Below are 14,181 nucleotides of genomic sequence, written 5' to 3'. Positions count from 1 at the left end.
GGTTCCAGTCGGTCTATCATTTGACCATCTCGATATCGGTCATCGTCCAACTTTTATCGAACACGCCCTTATCCGGACCTAGAAACGAAACATCGTGAACCACTGCGTATCAGGCTTGGTTTCGATTCCCTAGTACGCGCTCTCTACCCTGACGCGGTGCTCGACACTCAGGTGTCAAACCGACTCAACGACGTGTAAAGGTCGTATGGAATGTAACGTGACTGCCGGTCACGCATGACTTTGACCATGGCCACATCCGGATCCAGGGAAAAGACCAGTCTTCCTGCTTTTTCCACCAGGTGGTCAAGCAAGCGTTCCTTGTCGCCTATGACGCATTCGGGATTGCGGTCGTAGGCGCTGTTGATAGTCAGGCTCAACCAGTGCGTTCCCGGGATCAGATTGCCGACGAACACCACCGGGCCACCCTGTAGCTGGATTTCCGGCAACAGTTGCCCCGGCGTAAAACCATCACTGAAATCAAAGTGCCAACCCTCGCCGAGCAGTTCGCAGGCGCTACGGTTGATCAGGACCAGACGCCCGCTTTTTTCCAGACGATGCATCAATGGCGAGAGAAACAAGTCGCGGTCACGGGGGTGGGGATTGCGTGCGCGAGCCCAGTGACGTTCGCCAGTCAGGTACCGCGCTTTCGGGAACAATAATCGGGGCATCTCCCCTTCCCTTACGCGCTCGAGCAGCTCTTCGGAAAGTGGCGCATGCAGATGAGTCAACACCACCGCGTCAATATCGTCTTCACACAAACCGTGTTGCGCCAGGTTGTCCAACAGTCCCATCACCCGTGGCTGGCAGCGGCAGGTGCGTGGTGGCGGAGCCAATAGCGCGTCAGCACCAGACAACACGAGGATGTTCATCCCCGGCTGTTGCACCAGTAAGGCTCGGGAAGCGATGTCCACCTGATTGTCCAGATCGGGCTTCATCCACTGCGACCATTTCAAACGAGGTGTATGCCCGAACAGAATTCCCCCGTCCAGTTTCCGACGCGGGCCTGCCAGTGTGGAAATGCTACGAATCACAATGTTCAACCCCTGTGTATGCGGGTGCCTCACAACATCGCAAGGCATGCAAAGGAGCGCACGTTAATGCATTGATTCAGGGTTGCGACCCACCCCACTGGAGGGGGGGCGTCATCCGCGCTTGCGCGCAACGATGATGGCTTCGTAACGACTCGACACGCCGAGTTTGATGAACATGTTCTTCAAGTTCCATTTGACGGTTTGTACGCTGATGTTGAGTGCCAGTGCGATGTGCTTATTGGACATGGATTGCTCCAACAGCGTGAGAATCTCCTGCTCGCGCTTGGTCAACGGCTCGGTGTCATCGTGAGAGCCCGTCAACGGCGGCGCCGTCTTGTCACTGATCAATGACGTAGTCTGCTTCATGCGGGCCAGCAGTTGCTGTTGATACTGCGCAAGCGTCTCCACGGACTGACAGTCCAGCCCAGCCAGCAAGCCACGTAATGTCTCTCCCTCATCGAGAAAGCTGCGCAAAAGGCCCAATCGGTAACCTGAGGCAAGCGCTGTTTTCAGACGGTCTCGGGCGGCATCGTCATGCCCGAGTCGATCCAGTGCAATTGCCTTGAGGAGATCGGCTTTGACCAACAGCGCACCCCTGTTGAGCCGGGTAGCGATTTCATGCACCGCTTCGATCGCCAGCAGCGCTGCTGCCGGCTCCTGCTTGGCCAACGCCAGGCGAGCCCGCGACAATGCGGCCGTGGCAACGATTGCGCTATGGCAAGATTGGGATTGCTGTGGTTGCAAAGCCAGATCGTCGAGGGTTGCCTGTAACGATTCGCCATGTCGCCAGTCACCGGCTTTCAGCACCAGATTGACCTGCTCGGCAAGCATGACGGCAACGCCATGGTTCAACCCCAGCGCGCGGAAATGGCTTTCTTTTTTTGCGACATAGTCGAGCGCACTCCTTACGCCTTCCTGCAGGAACTGCAGCCGTGCATAAGTACGGGCGGCGCAGTACATGTATTCAGGCGCAGAAAAATGCAGCATGTCCAGGCGGTTGGCGAGGGTTTCTCGGGCGTCGTCGATGCGGTCAAGTTCGTACCACAACTCAGCCAGAATCGCCGCCGTACTGGTCGCACTTATCGAACGACGCCCATGATGGGTTTCCGCGTCTGCAAGGACGCTCGAACAGACGCGTTCGGCTTCCAGCACGTTGCCTTCGTACAGCGCGACGACACCCAAGGTGCTGCGGTTGACCAGCGCCACCTCGCTTGTATTGCTGAGCATGTGGTGGTCAGCCAATGTGTTGAATCGGCTTCGCGCCTGAGCATACTGCCCGAGGGTGGCAAGCGCGGCCACGGTCAGCCCCCAGCGGAAGTACTCGAAAAAAGCATGACCCAATGGCGCGTCGCCAATCTCGTTCAGATAGACCAGGCCGTTTTCCACGTCCTCGTCCATCTCTGCGATCAACGCCTGCAACAATTTGATTTGCAACGCCTGGGTTGGTGTCGGGTGGCTCGACGTCAGGATGTCTTTCCAATGCCTGGCCGTGTCCAGATGGCCGACCATCACCGCACTCCAGGCCCCCATCAGCATCAATCGCGGATGCTGGGCGAGAAGCTCTGTCGGCACGCTCTCGATCCAGCGCATGAAGACGCCAAGATGACTGAGATTGGCCAGAGTAGGAATGGCCCGTTCAAGGATCTCCACTACCGTCTGAAAATCACCGCTGAGCACCGCGTGTCGAACAGCTTCGGTAAAGAGCTCCTCATTGGCGAACCATTGAGCAGCACGCAGGTGCAGCCCACTGACGTCGATCCCGCCCTGCTCCAGGCGCTGGTTGAGGAACTCAGCGAACATTGGATGCAGCCGATACCACTCAAAACGATCTTCCATGTCCACCGGCAGCAAAAACAGGTTACGTGCTTCAATGGATGCAATCAGCTGCGGGGCATGCTCGTTTTCCGTGACATAGGCGGCCAAGGGAGAACTGAAACGACGCAAAATCGATATTTTCTGCATGAACTGGAACAACTCATCGGGTAGATCGCCAATGACGTCCTCGGAAAGATACGCACCAAGACTCGCGCTGTTGAGCAACTGTCTGCCGGGTTTCGGCGACTTGCCAGGCTTGGCCTTCATCGAGATCGACACCAGTTGCAGGCCGATCGGCCATCCGTTGGTCAAGTCGTGAATCGAATGTGCGGCGTCTAGATCGATATTGGCATCCAGATGATTCTTGAGAAAACTGAAGGACTCGCGAAAGGCGAACGACAGTTCAGTGCCGTCAATCTCGCAAAGCTCGCCCATTGCCCGCAGGCGACCGAGCAATAGCGGCGTCGCCACCCGTGATGCCAAGACAATGTGCAAATTCCCTGGGGCCGCGTCGACCAGCGCCTGTATCAGCGCCAGGATCGCGGGATCGGTGATGTGGTGAAAATCGTCGATCATCAGGTATTGCTCGGCCCCATCCCGGTCGAGCGTATTGACCAGGGCTGCGCACATCGCCTGCTGCCAACCAGTCTTACCCGCGTCGCTTATCAGCCACAGGTCGTCCTCCAGAACCAGTCCGATTTTTTGCAGGGTACCGATCAACCCGGCGCAGAACGTCGTCCTCGATGCATCCTCGGAAATCAGCGAAAGCCAGGCAACGCGTGCCCCCTCCTTGACCAATTCCATTCGCCATTGCGCCATCAACGTGGTCTTTCCAAACCCGGCGCTGCCGGTGATGACCATTAGTTTTTTATGGCGCGCATCGTTCAGACGCGCCATCAGTTCCTCACGCAATACAGCTTGGCTGGAGAGGCGCGGCGGAGCGAATTTGGTGCTGACAAGCAGGGTGTTGGGTTTCATCAGGCAAAACTCGAGCGAGGGCGATGAAGGTGACACCACTCCAGCGGGGTGGGCGGAAATCATCGGCAATGCATTAACTTGGAAGCATCCGGACTATGAGTGAACTTGAGATGGTATGTCCACCGATGACAGATGCCCAAAGGCTTTCAATCGACAGCATGCGCACCTTTGTGCAGCGTGAAATTGCACCCGTCGCCAGTCTATTGCGCCACGCCGCAGCACCGCGCGATCAGCTGCTGGAACTCACTCAGGCGGTCGCCGAGTTCGGCTTGCCTGGCATGGTGGTGACCAGGTCCCTCGGAGGTCACGGCGTCGACTGGGTGACCCAGGGCAGACTGTTCGAAGAGTTGGCAGCAGGCAGTGTCGAACTTGCCTGTCAGGTATTGCTCAATACGCTCGCAACGACGCTGGTGATGCAGCATCCGGCGCTGGCTGAGCGCTATCTCCCCGAGTTGATCGCTGGCCGCAGACTTGTCGGAATCACCCGGAACGGCCCGACCAGTGCACTGCACGGTCGACGCAAAGGCGACGAGTGGCTCATTGACGGCAGATGCGACAACGTCAGCGCAAGCCTGCAGACCGACTTGCTCATTTGTGCGGTTCGCGAACACTCGAAGTCTTCCTCATGGATATTGCTGGATCGCTCGGAAGACCGCTTCGAGATCCGTCATTACCACGATGTTGAAGGTGAGAAGCACATGTGCCTGCAGATCACTCAGGCCCGACTCCCGACACAGCGCTGGCTCGGCGATGCAGCCCCTGCCTCGCTGATGACACGCCATGTGCTGGATACATTCAAATTGCATGAAGCGGTGATCCAATTGGCCCGTGGTCAGGCGTTGCTCGATGCATCGATGTCCCGGGCCAGCCACAACACGCAGTTCGGTCGCCCGATTGCCGCCCAGCACCTCGTGGCCATGCAGTTCGCCGAACTCGCCACCCAACTGGATGCTGCCCGACTGATGTGCGGGTTGGGTTTTGCGCAACTCGATGCCGATCGCCTGGATGGCAATATCGCCAGCCGCGCACGGTTGTTGACGGCCGAGATCGCGCAACGTATCGAACGGCGTATCAGCCGGATCGACAGCAGCAACGTCCCTCAGAACAACAACCCGAATTGGCCACACAACGGCGGACCGCTGGCTCTTCTCAGCGAGAGTATTGCCGAGGATGCGCAACGAATCGCCGAAGGCCTGATCGGCGAGTTGCCCTGACTCTGAATATGGCAACGCGCGGCCAGGCCTGCACCTGAACCGCGCGGTTCCATCAGGGTTTCTCAATCGAGTTTTTCGATGTCACTCAACACCCAACTGCGGTCGACCATCGGCTGTTGCGGTCCATAGATCCGGAACATGGTGAAGAACGGCTGGCCAGCCTGAGTGCTGATCCAGTTGGCTTCATGCCCGGTCGGCGGTTTCGGCCCGAAGTACAGATCGACGCTGCCATCGGGGTTCTTCTTCATCTGCTGGTTGTAGGAGTCAAGCCCGACTACCCTCGCCTCGCGGATGAACCCGGCAGTACGCGCGTCGTACACATCGAGCGCCCAGAAATCCCGTGCCGGCGCGTTGGCCGGGATGGTCAAGCGGTAGCTCTGGCTGCCATCAAGGGGCTCGCCTTTGCCGGTTTCGTAGCTTTTCATGTACACCTGTGGCCCCGGCGGCACGATGGGGCCGAACATGGCAAACCAGGCAAAAGCCCGCTCGTCCAGATAGACACCCTGCCCCGGCTCGATGAACGTCAGTTTGGTGCCAATCGCCTGCTTTGGCCCGGCCAGTGAGCGCCATTTACGTCGTCCTTCCCAAACCTCGATACCCGATCGGGCGTAGCCGTCCATCATGTAAGCGTGTGCTTCACCGATGGCCGCGTCGAGAAGTTTCTGACGCTGGGCGTCGGCCTTGAAGTCCAGACCTTTACCAATGCCCAGCGCATTCAATTGCCCCATCATGCTCATGTCACGATCCTGCACCGGTTCTTCGCTGACCATCCGCGCCAATGAGTCGTAGAAGCTGGCGTCATAGCGGGCGATGGCTTCAAAGACTTTGTCGGCCACGTCTATGTAGCGGTTGGAGGCCGGTGTCTGCGCCTGCTCAAGTGGGTAAACTTTCAAGGTTTTCAGGTAGTCGACGCCATTCGCCAAGTCCTGAGTGCTGGTGGTTTGAGTGATGACCCTCAACAAGGTGTAGTTGTTGTAGGTGCTGCTTTGGATAGGAATGAAACCGGCCGGCACTTCACCTTTATAACCCGGTGGCAGCATCAGGTAGCGCCCGCCTTTGCCCTGATCCTGGCCGCGACTGCCAACATTGAGCAATGGAATGGTCCACGCATCGAGTACCGCGCCATAGAGGCCAGCCGTGGTGGTTGCCGGAATATCCAGCACCACAGGGCCGTCCTTCAGGTTGACGAAGGTCATTACGTAAATGGTGGAATGGTTGGGTGTGGTGGTCTGGTTCTTCCAGTCCGAAGGTCGCGACCAGTACATGACATCGTTGTAGCGCGCGCCGGCATCGCGGAAATAGGCTTGGCGCATGGCATCGAAGTTGACCAGTGGCATGCCCCAGACCGCCGCTTCAACAGCGCGACGTTCGAGCATGCGGTTGTGCAGGTTTTCAGGGCTTGAAAGTGACTGGGTCTGGCTGAATGACGGCAGCGGCACGCCAGTCAGTCCCAGCCCTAATCCAAGGCAGATCAAGCAGGCGGCGAGCAGCGTCTTACGGCCACGCGACCCCGTCTTTGCGCAGTGAGATTGCATGATTTGTCAGTCCTCAACGTGTTGTTCTTATTGTTTCGCCGTGCCTCAAGCCACGCCGCGTTTGCGGCCTTCCCAGAACGGCGCGCGCAGGTCGGTCTTGAGCACCTTGCCGATGCTGGAGACCGGCAAGCTGTCGCGAAACTCCACGCTGCGCGGGCACTTGTAGCCGGCAATGCGATCACGGCAGTGACTAACCACTTGCTCGTCGGTGACGGTAGTGCCGGATTTGCGGATGATTACCGCGTGGACTGTCTCGCCCCACTTGTCGCAGGGAATGCCTATCACCGCGACTTGGGCCACGGCCGGGTGACTGGCGATGGCGGTCTCCACTTCGGCGGAATAGATGTTTTCGCCGCCGCTGACGATCATGTCCTTGAGGCGGTCGCACACATGGACGAATCCATCGTCATCCATGTAGCCGCCGTCACCGGTGTGCATCCAGCCATTGCGCAATACTTCAGCGGTGGCTTCAGGTTTGTTCCAGTAACCGAGCATGACGTTCGCCCCGCGTACGGCTATCTCCCCGACGGTGCCACGCGGCACTTCCCGGTCTTCGGTATCGACGATGCGCACTTCCACGCACGCCGCCGGCTGCCCGGCCGAGTGCATTTTGCCGCTTTGGTGGTGTTCTGCGCTGTGATACTCGGGTAACAGCAAGGTGGCGATGGGCGCCAGTTCTGTCATGCCGTAACCCTGGCGGAATCCGGCGCTGGGGAACGTATCACGGGCACGATCCAGCAAAACTGGTGTGATGGGTGATGCGCCGTAGCCCAGGGTTTGCAGTGACGACAGGTCAAGGCTCGTGGTGTCCGGAATGTTGGTCCGCCAGTCCAGCAGCATCTGGATCATGGTCGGTGCCAGCAGGATTTCGCTGACTCGCTCGGTGGCAATGGTTTCCAGCACGGTCTGTGGCAGGAAAGAAGGCAGGACGACGTGGGTACCGCCGCTGATGAACAGTGCGGTCATGGCCGCAAAGTCAGCCAGATGGAACATCGGCATCGCATGCAGGAAACGTTCGTGTGGACGGCAGGAGCCAGACATAACGATGGCCATCGATGAAACGCAGACGTTCGTGTGGCTGAGCATCACACCTTTCGGAAAACCGGTGGTGCCACCGGTATAAAAGATACCCAGCAGCTCATCGCCGCCGCGACGTGCGTCCTCGACTGGCGCGTACTCGGCAATCAACGCTTCGTAATTAAGCATGCCGGTCGGTGTTTCACCGTCACCCGCATAGATCACCACCCGTAGGGTTTTTGCTGTTTCGATGATCTTGCTCGCATGGGCCAGAAAGTTGTCGTCGACGATCAGCACCGTCGTACCCGAATCGTCAAGCGAGTAGATGATTTCCGTCACACTCCAACGGGTATTGACCGGGTTGAGCACCGCATCGGCCCAGGGCACCGCCTGGTAGTACTCGATGTAGCGCAGGGAATTGAGCGACAGCATCGCCACGCGATCCCCGCTGGTTACGCCCAGGCCCTTGAGCGCACCGGCCAGGCGCGCAACGCGATCGCCAAACTCGGCGTAGGTGATACCCCGCCCCTGATAACGAATGGCAGTAGCGTTCGGACAGCGTTGAAGGTGACGGTGCAAACCTTGAGTGATGTACATCGGAAACTCCCATTTCTTATTGTTCTGGGCAATGGCTTGGTTATCGGTTAGCGGCAATCAGGTGTATCGGTACCGGCTCAGCGTCGGGCCAGCGATTACGCACCTCTTCCCTGTCGGTGCTATGGGCATGGCAGGTGCCAATGAACCAGGGCTTGGGGGCGACGTAATCCGGGTCACGAGCGGCGCGCTCGCGCTCGGCTTCGCGCAGCAGGTCCACGGTGCTTTGGTATAACGTGGTCGCCATCGGGCCGAGCAATTCGGTGAGATGGGTACACCCCTGGACGCCACCGACGCGCTGAATCATCTGCTTCTTGAAGCCTGGGCCGACCTTCAGGCCGATCAGGCTCTTGTAGGCCGCAACGATTTCAGGACAGAACGGTGTGGGGATGTCGTCCATGATCGCTTCAACGTTGTGAATCACGAATTGCAGATCGGTGGTCAAGACAATGTGCATCCGGTGCACTGGGGCGCCGGCTGGAATCAGTTTGTAGTAAGCGTCGTGATCGTGGTGCTTGGTGTCCAGCAGGCGGCCTTCCAGATCGATCAAGCCATCGCTGCGCAGGTAGCCGGTACAGATCACTTGTCGCGTGTGCAGCGCTTTTCGGGCCGACTCGTTCGATGCTATTTGCTTCATCAGGCTTTTCTCGACAGACATGGGGGCTGGCCGCATACCCTATAGGAGCAGCTTGTAGGAGCAGCTTGCGCCGGCTCCTACAGAGAGCCCGTTAAAGCGAACGGCCCACCAGCTCGCGCTGGATCTCGTTGGCGCCGCCGTAGATACGGGCAACGCGCGCATCTGCCCACATCCGGGCAATCGGGTATTCGTTCATGTAGCCGTAGCCACCGAAAAATTGCAGGCAGGTATCGAGCACTTCGCTCTGACGCTCGGTCAGCCAGAACTTGCCCATTGAGGCCAGTGTCGAGTCGAGTTTGCCGTTGACCCATTGCGCGATGATGTGATCACAGAACGTGCGCGAAGCGAATACGGTGGCCTTGACGTCAGCCAGGCTGAAACGGGTGTTCTGAAAATCCAGTACCGGCTTGCCGAACACCTGGCGCTCTTTGGTGTACTCAAGGGTCAGCTTGAGGGCGCGTTCCATGGTGGCGGCGGCGCCAATAGCGATCTGTGCTCGTTCGAACGGCAGTTGCTTCATCAGGGTGTACAGGCCTTTCCCTTCGATACCGCCCAGCAGGCAGTCAGCCGGGACTTCGACATCGTCAAAGAACATCTCGGAAGTATCCGACGATTGCAGGCCGATCTTGTCCAGGCACTTGCCGCGACGGAAGCCCGGAAGTTTGGTATCAACCAGGAAAATCGAAATGCCCTTGGAGCCGGCGGACATGTCGGTCTTGGCGACAACCGCCACCATGTCGCTGGTCTGGCCGTTGGTGATGAACGTCTTGGCACCGTTGATCACGTACTTGTCGCCCTGCTTGACCGCGCGGGTACGGACAGCCTGCAAATCGGAACCAGTACCTGGCTCGGTCATGGCGACGGAGCAGATCACTTCACCTGAGGCAATCTTTGGCAGCCAGTGCTGCTTTTGCGCTTCGGTGCCGTCGTCGAGGATGTAGTGCCCGACGATGTGGTTGATGCCAACGCCCATGCCGGATACACCGGCATAGAACAGTTCACTGACCACCACTGCCAGGTGCGCCGGTGTACCACCCGAGCCGCCGTACTCAACGTCGATATCGGGCAGGATCATGCCCATTTCGCCCGTCGCCAGCCATGAAGCGCGGTCAGCCTGGTGCTGCTCGCGCCACTTTTCTTCCATGGGTGCCAATTGGGTGGTGACAAAACGGCGAACGCTGTCGGCAAATGGCGCGACGTCTTCGTCTAGCCAAGGGGAACGGTAGTTATCCAGCATGGCGAATACCTCAAAATTCTTATTGTTGTCCTGGCCCGAACGCCCCGCGCTGAATGGCGAGGCGACGGGATTTCACGTCAGCGTTTAAACGGCACCATGACCGCCGCCGCAGACCAGGGTTTGGCCGGATACGTAGTTGGCTTCCGGCAGGCACAGCATCACCACCGAACCTGCGGCTTCTTCCGGCGTGCCCGGACGGCCCAGCGGGATCATCTGGCTGGCGCCGTCGACCATGGCCTGTTGTACGCCGACCTTGATCTCGCGGCCCTCGATGTTGACCGTCTTGCTTTCGTTGCCGGCCAGTGCCTGGGTCAGACGCGTGTCGATGAAACCGAACGCCACGGCATTGACGCACACCTTCATGCGACCCCACTCGCGTGCCAGGGTCTTGGTCATGCCGAGGATGCCGGCCTTGGCCGAGGAATAGTTGGCCTGACCGGCGTTGCCACCGGCGGCGACGGAAGAAATGTTGACCACCTTGCGGAACACCTCCCGACCTTCGGCGACTTCTTTCTTGGCCTGGGCGCTGATGACTGGTTGGGCGGCGCGCAGGATTCGAAATGGTGCGGTCAGGTGGCAGTCGAGAATCGCGTACCACTGCTCATCGGTCATCTTCTGGATCACGTTGTCCCAGGTGTAGCCGGCGTTGTTAACGATGATGTCGATGCCGCCAAAACTTTGAACGGCGGTCTGCACAAAGCGCTCAGCGAAATCGGCGGCAGTGACACTTCCGACACAGGCCACGGCTTCGCCGCCGGCGGCGCGGATCTCAGCGACCACTTCTTCGGCGGGCGCGGCGTCCAGGTCATTGACCACGACTTTGGCGCCATAGGCGGCCAGTTGCAGAGCGACACTGCGACCAATGCCACGACCGGAACCGGTGATCAGAGCAACTTTGCCTTCGAGCTTTTTCATTATTGTTTTCCAGGGATAGGGAGTTGGAGGATTCAGGCCAAGGCTACGACGGCTTCGCCGACGAGCTTGTCCTCGCCGTACTGGTTGGCGCAGTGGATCGTCAGGCGCACACGTTTTTCGCCGTTTTCTTCAAACTTTTCGGTGACTTTGCCGGTGCAGGCCGGCGTGTGGCCGAGCTGGGTGATGCCGGTAAAACGCATCGACAACGAACGCACCTGTTGCTGCGGTACCCACTGGGTCAGCAGTCGTCCCAGGTAGGCGGCGGACAACATGCCGTGGGCAAACACGTCGGGCATGCGCGCCTTGCGGGCGAAGTCGATGTCGATATGGATCGGGTTGTGATCACCCGACGCGCCGCAATAAAGGGCCAGGGTGGTGCGGTTGATGGCTGGCAGGTTCAACGCCGGCAGTTCATCGCCCACCTGGATATCGCTGTATTGAATATTCATGTGTAGGTTCCTCAACGTTGAACGAGGGTGCCGCGGACATCGGCGATATGGACGCCGTCCTGATTGGTCACGCGGGTTTCGTTGACCACGAATTGCAGGGCGCCACCCTTCTTTTCGTAGACATCGACTACGCGGGAATCGAAAGTCAGCGTGTCACCGGCAACGGCGCTGGCGTGGTACACGAACGATTGCTCGGCGTGCAGGATGCGCCCCAGGTCAAAGCCGTAGATGTCCAACATTTCCACCAGGTCGCGCCCCTCGCCTTGCAGGCACAGGAGGAACGTTGGTGGTACCGGCAGGGATTTATAGCCAGCGGCCTGAGCCGCAGCTTCGTCGGTGTATACCGGGTCGGTTTCACCAATCGCCTTTGCGAAGAAACGCAGGCGGCCTTTTTCCACTTCGGCGCTGGTGACGCCAAGCGAACGGCCGATCAGACTCTTGTCTGCCATTTCACAACTCTCCTATCAGGGTTCTCAGACCCGCGCCCTTGGATGCGGGTCCAGTGGATCAGCCGCGGCCGTAAAGCGTGACCACGCAAGCGCCGCCGAGACCGAGGTTGTGCTGCAACGCATGACGCACACCCTGGACTTGGCGGTCCTGAGCCGTGCCACGCAATTGATGGGTCAGTTCGTAGCATTGCGCCAGGCCGGTTGCCCCCAGCGGGTGGCCCTTGGAGAGCAGACCGCCGGACGGGTTGGTGACCACCTGGCCGCCGTAGGTGTTGTCGCCATCAAGCACGAAGCGCTCGGCGCCACCGACCGGGCAAAAACCCAGCGATTCATAGGTCAGCAGTTCGTTGTGGGCGAAGCAGTCGTGCATTTCGGCGACGCGGATGTCCTGCGGTCCTACACCAGCCTTCTCATACACTTCATGAGCGGCGCGCTGAGCCATGTCGAAACCGACCATTTGGATCATCGATGGCGGCTCGTAGGCGATTGGCATGTCCGTGGTCATCGACTGGGCGAGGATCACCACGTCTGTGCGCAGGCCGTGTTTGCGGGCGAAAGCCTCGGTGCAGATGATTGCCGCCGCGGCTCCACAGGTTGGCGGGCAAGCCATCAGGCGGGTCATCACGCCGGGCCATACGACCTGATCGTTCATCACGTCTTCGGTAGTCACGACCTTGCGGAACAGCGCAAGCGGGTTGTTGGCCGCGTGACGGCTGGCCTTGGTGCGGATGGCCGCGAAGGTGCTCATTTGTGTGCCGTATTTGTGCATGTGCTCACGACCGGCGCCACCGAACATCTTCAGCGCCATGGGTACGCCTTCGGCATCGGCGGTCAGCAGGTCCGCCACTGCCGAGCTTTTGCCCATGGCGGCCGGGCGATCTTCCCACTGGTTTTTCAGCGCCCCGGGTTGCATTTGCTCGAAGCCGAGGGCCAGAGCGCATTCCACCGCACCGCTTTCCACGGCCTGACGTGCAAGGTATAGAGCGCTGGAGCCGGTCGAGCAGTTGTTGTTGACGTTGACCACCGGGATACCGGTCATCCCCACTTCATAGAGGGCCGACTGACCCGAGGTGGAATCGCCGTAGACGTACCCGACATAGGCTTGCTGCACCAGCCGGTAATCCAGACCAGAATCCTTGAGGGCCAGGCGGGTCGCCTCGGCGCCCATTTCGATGTAGGAGCCGCTGGCACCTGGTTTCAGAAACGGAATCATACCTACGCCGGCTACATACACTTTCTGCGACATCGTCTTCTCCATTGTGTGGTTATGCCTCGTGACACCCGGTTCACGAGATCAAAGCGACGGCTGGGCCGGCTCACACCTTCAAGATACGTAGCGTGCTTGCGATACGACCCGCCCTCGAAGAGTGGGTGGGGTGGGTGGGTCCCTCGCCACTGGTTCAGTGTCTTGCCTGACTGTTAGGTGTTTTGCCCCCTCCCTGCCCGCCACTCTTCGAGAGTGGGTCCGATCATTCGCCGCTGCCTTAGCTTCTCTGGCCATGCACGGAAAACGCACAGAGGAGTTTTCATGACGGTTCTACAAGGCAAAGTCGCGATCGTGACCGGGGCAGCGTCCGGCATCGGGCGGGCCACTGCCCTGCTCTTCGCCCGTCAGGGCGCCAAAGTGGTCGTGGCGGACATGAATGAATCCGCGGGCCTGGAGGTGGTGCGGTTGATTGAGCAGGAAGGCGCGCAAGCGTTCTTTCAAATGCTCGATGTACGCAGTGAGGAAAATTGTGCGGCGCTGGTCGATTCGACGTTGCAGCGATATGGCCAACTCGACATCGCCCTCAACAACGCCGGCGTCTTTGCCGCACCGACCTTGACTGAGGATCAGGGCCTGGCGCTCTGGCAACGCATGCTCGATGTCAATCTGACGGGCGTCTTCAACTGCATGGTTCACGAGCTGCGCGCGATGAAAGCCCGCGGCGGTTCCATCATCAATACCGCCTCGGTCGCCGGTATCAGTGGCACTTATGGGGCTGCGGCGTATTGCGCCTCCAAGCATGGCGTGATCGGCCTGACCCGCAGCGCAGCTCTGGAATACGGCAAGTACGGCGTGCGCATCAACGCCCTGTGCCCCGGATTGATCGAGACGCCCATGACCGCCGGCCCGGACAGCGGTTTCAACGAAAAAATGATCAACGCGGGCGTCAAAAGCTCTGCCTTGCGCCGCCAAGGCACGCCGGAGGAAATGGCCGAGATGGCGCTATGGCTGGCCTCGGATCGGTCGTGCTACGCCACCGGTGGGCAGTTCGTGGTTGATGGCGGTGTATCGGCTTGAGCCGTGATGCCCGCTTGCCTCCCTTT

12 protein-coding genes are annotated in these 14,181 nt (G+C 59.3%); 2 read left to right on the top strand and 10 right to left on the bottom strand.

Annotation, left to right across the window (positions count from 1 at the left end; genetic code table 11):
• Nucleotides 1–167 precede the first annotated feature (167 nt).
• Together V6Z53_RS17865 and V6Z53_RS17860 are read right to left on the bottom strand one after the other, a co-directional pair.
• On the bottom strand, nucleotides 168–1,028 hold the full coding sequence (locus V6Z53_RS17865) for an MBL fold metallo-hydrolase (RefSeq protein WP_338586513.1): 861 nt from the start codon (nucleotides 1,026–1,028) through the stop codon (nucleotides 168–170).
• Between the two features lie 114 nt (nucleotides 1,029–1,142).
• Entirely contained in the window at nucleotides 1,143–3,824 is a 2,682-nt protein-coding gene (locus V6Z53_RS17860; RefSeq protein WP_338580929.1) for a LuxR C-terminal-related transcriptional regulator, read from the bottom strand.
• Nucleotides 3,825–3,949: 125 nt separating this feature from the next.
• Here V6Z53_RS17860 and V6Z53_RS17855 point away from each other — a divergent pair, with 125 nt between their 5' ends.
• On the top strand, nucleotides 3,950–5,038 hold the full coding sequence (locus tag V6Z53_RS17855) for an acyl-CoA dehydrogenase family protein (protein WP_338580928.1): 1,089 nt from the start codon (nucleotides 3,950–3,952) through the stop codon (nucleotides 5,036–5,038).
• A 62-nt stretch (nucleotides 5,039–5,100) separates the two neighbouring features.
• On the opposite strand, the gene V6Z53_RS17850 is transcribed toward V6Z53_RS17855, so the two are convergent.
• The 8 genes from V6Z53_RS17850 to V6Z53_RS17815 form a co-directional block, all read right to left on the bottom strand.
• Nucleotides 5,101–6,477 carry a DUF1254 domain-containing protein gene (locus V6Z53_RS17850; protein ID WP_338580927.1) on the bottom strand — a complete coding sequence of 459 codons (1,377 nt, stop codon included), beginning with the start codon at nucleotides 6,475–6,477 and terminating at the stop codon, nucleotides 5,101–5,103.
• Between the two features lie 141 nt (nucleotides 6,478–6,618).
• Complete coding sequence (locus tag V6Z53_RS17845; protein ID WP_338580926.1) at nucleotides 6,619–8,187, bottom strand: long-chain fatty acid--CoA ligase; 1,569 nt, start codon at nucleotides 8,185–8,187, stop codon at nucleotides 6,619–6,621.
• 40 nt (nucleotides 8,188–8,227) lie between these two features.
• The gene (locus tag V6Z53_RS17840; RefSeq protein WP_338580925.1) at nucleotides 8,228–8,821 is read right to left on the bottom strand and encodes a DUF2889 domain-containing protein; all 594 of its coding nucleotides are present in this window, start codon (nucleotides 8,819–8,821) and stop codon (nucleotides 8,228–8,230) included.
• A 91-nt stretch (nucleotides 8,822–8,912) separates the two neighbouring features.
• Nucleotides 8,913–10,058, bottom strand: coding sequence for an acyl-CoA dehydrogenase family protein (locus tag V6Z53_RS17835; protein WP_338580924.1), 1,146 nt, complete (start codon nucleotides 10,056–10,058; stop codon nucleotides 8,913–8,915).
• 84 nt (nucleotides 10,059–10,142) lie between these two features.
• Entirely contained in the window at nucleotides 10,143–10,973 is an 831-nt protein-coding gene (locus V6Z53_RS17830) for an SDR family oxidoreductase (protein ID WP_338580923.1), read from the bottom strand.
• A gap of 32 nt (nucleotides 10,974–11,005) precedes the next feature.
• Nucleotides 11,006–11,422, bottom strand: coding sequence for a MaoC family dehydratase (locus tag V6Z53_RS17825; protein WP_338580922.1), 417 nt, complete (start codon nucleotides 11,420–11,422; stop codon nucleotides 11,006–11,008).
• 11 nt (nucleotides 11,423–11,433) lie between these two features.
• Nucleotides 11,434–11,871: a MaoC family dehydratase N-terminal domain-containing protein gene (locus V6Z53_RS17820; RefSeq protein WP_338580921.1), complete on the bottom strand. Its 438-nt coding sequence runs from the start codon at nucleotides 11,869–11,871 to the stop codon at nucleotides 11,434–11,436.
• A 58-nt stretch (nucleotides 11,872–11,929) separates the two neighbouring features.
• The gene (locus V6Z53_RS17815) at nucleotides 11,930–13,117 is read right to left on the bottom strand and encodes a lipid-transfer protein (RefSeq protein ID WP_338580920.1); all 1,188 of its coding nucleotides are present in this window, start codon (nucleotides 13,115–13,117) and stop codon (nucleotides 11,930–11,932) included.
• 282 nt (nucleotides 13,118–13,399) lie between these two features.
• On the opposite strand from V6Z53_RS17815, the gene V6Z53_RS17810 reads away from it, so the two are divergent.
• Entirely contained in the window at nucleotides 13,400–14,155 is a 756-nt protein-coding gene (locus tag V6Z53_RS17810) for an SDR family NAD(P)-dependent oxidoreductase (RefSeq protein ID WP_338580919.1), read from the top strand.
• Nucleotides 14,156–14,181 lie beyond the last annotated feature (26 nt).

The sequence above is a fragment of the Pseudomonas sp. MAG733B genome (assembly GCF_036884845.1).
GTDB lineage: Bacteria > Pseudomonadota > Gammaproteobacteria > Pseudomonadales > Pseudomonadaceae > Aquipseudomonas.
This window is presented reverse-complemented; position numbering and strand designations above follow the sequence as displayed.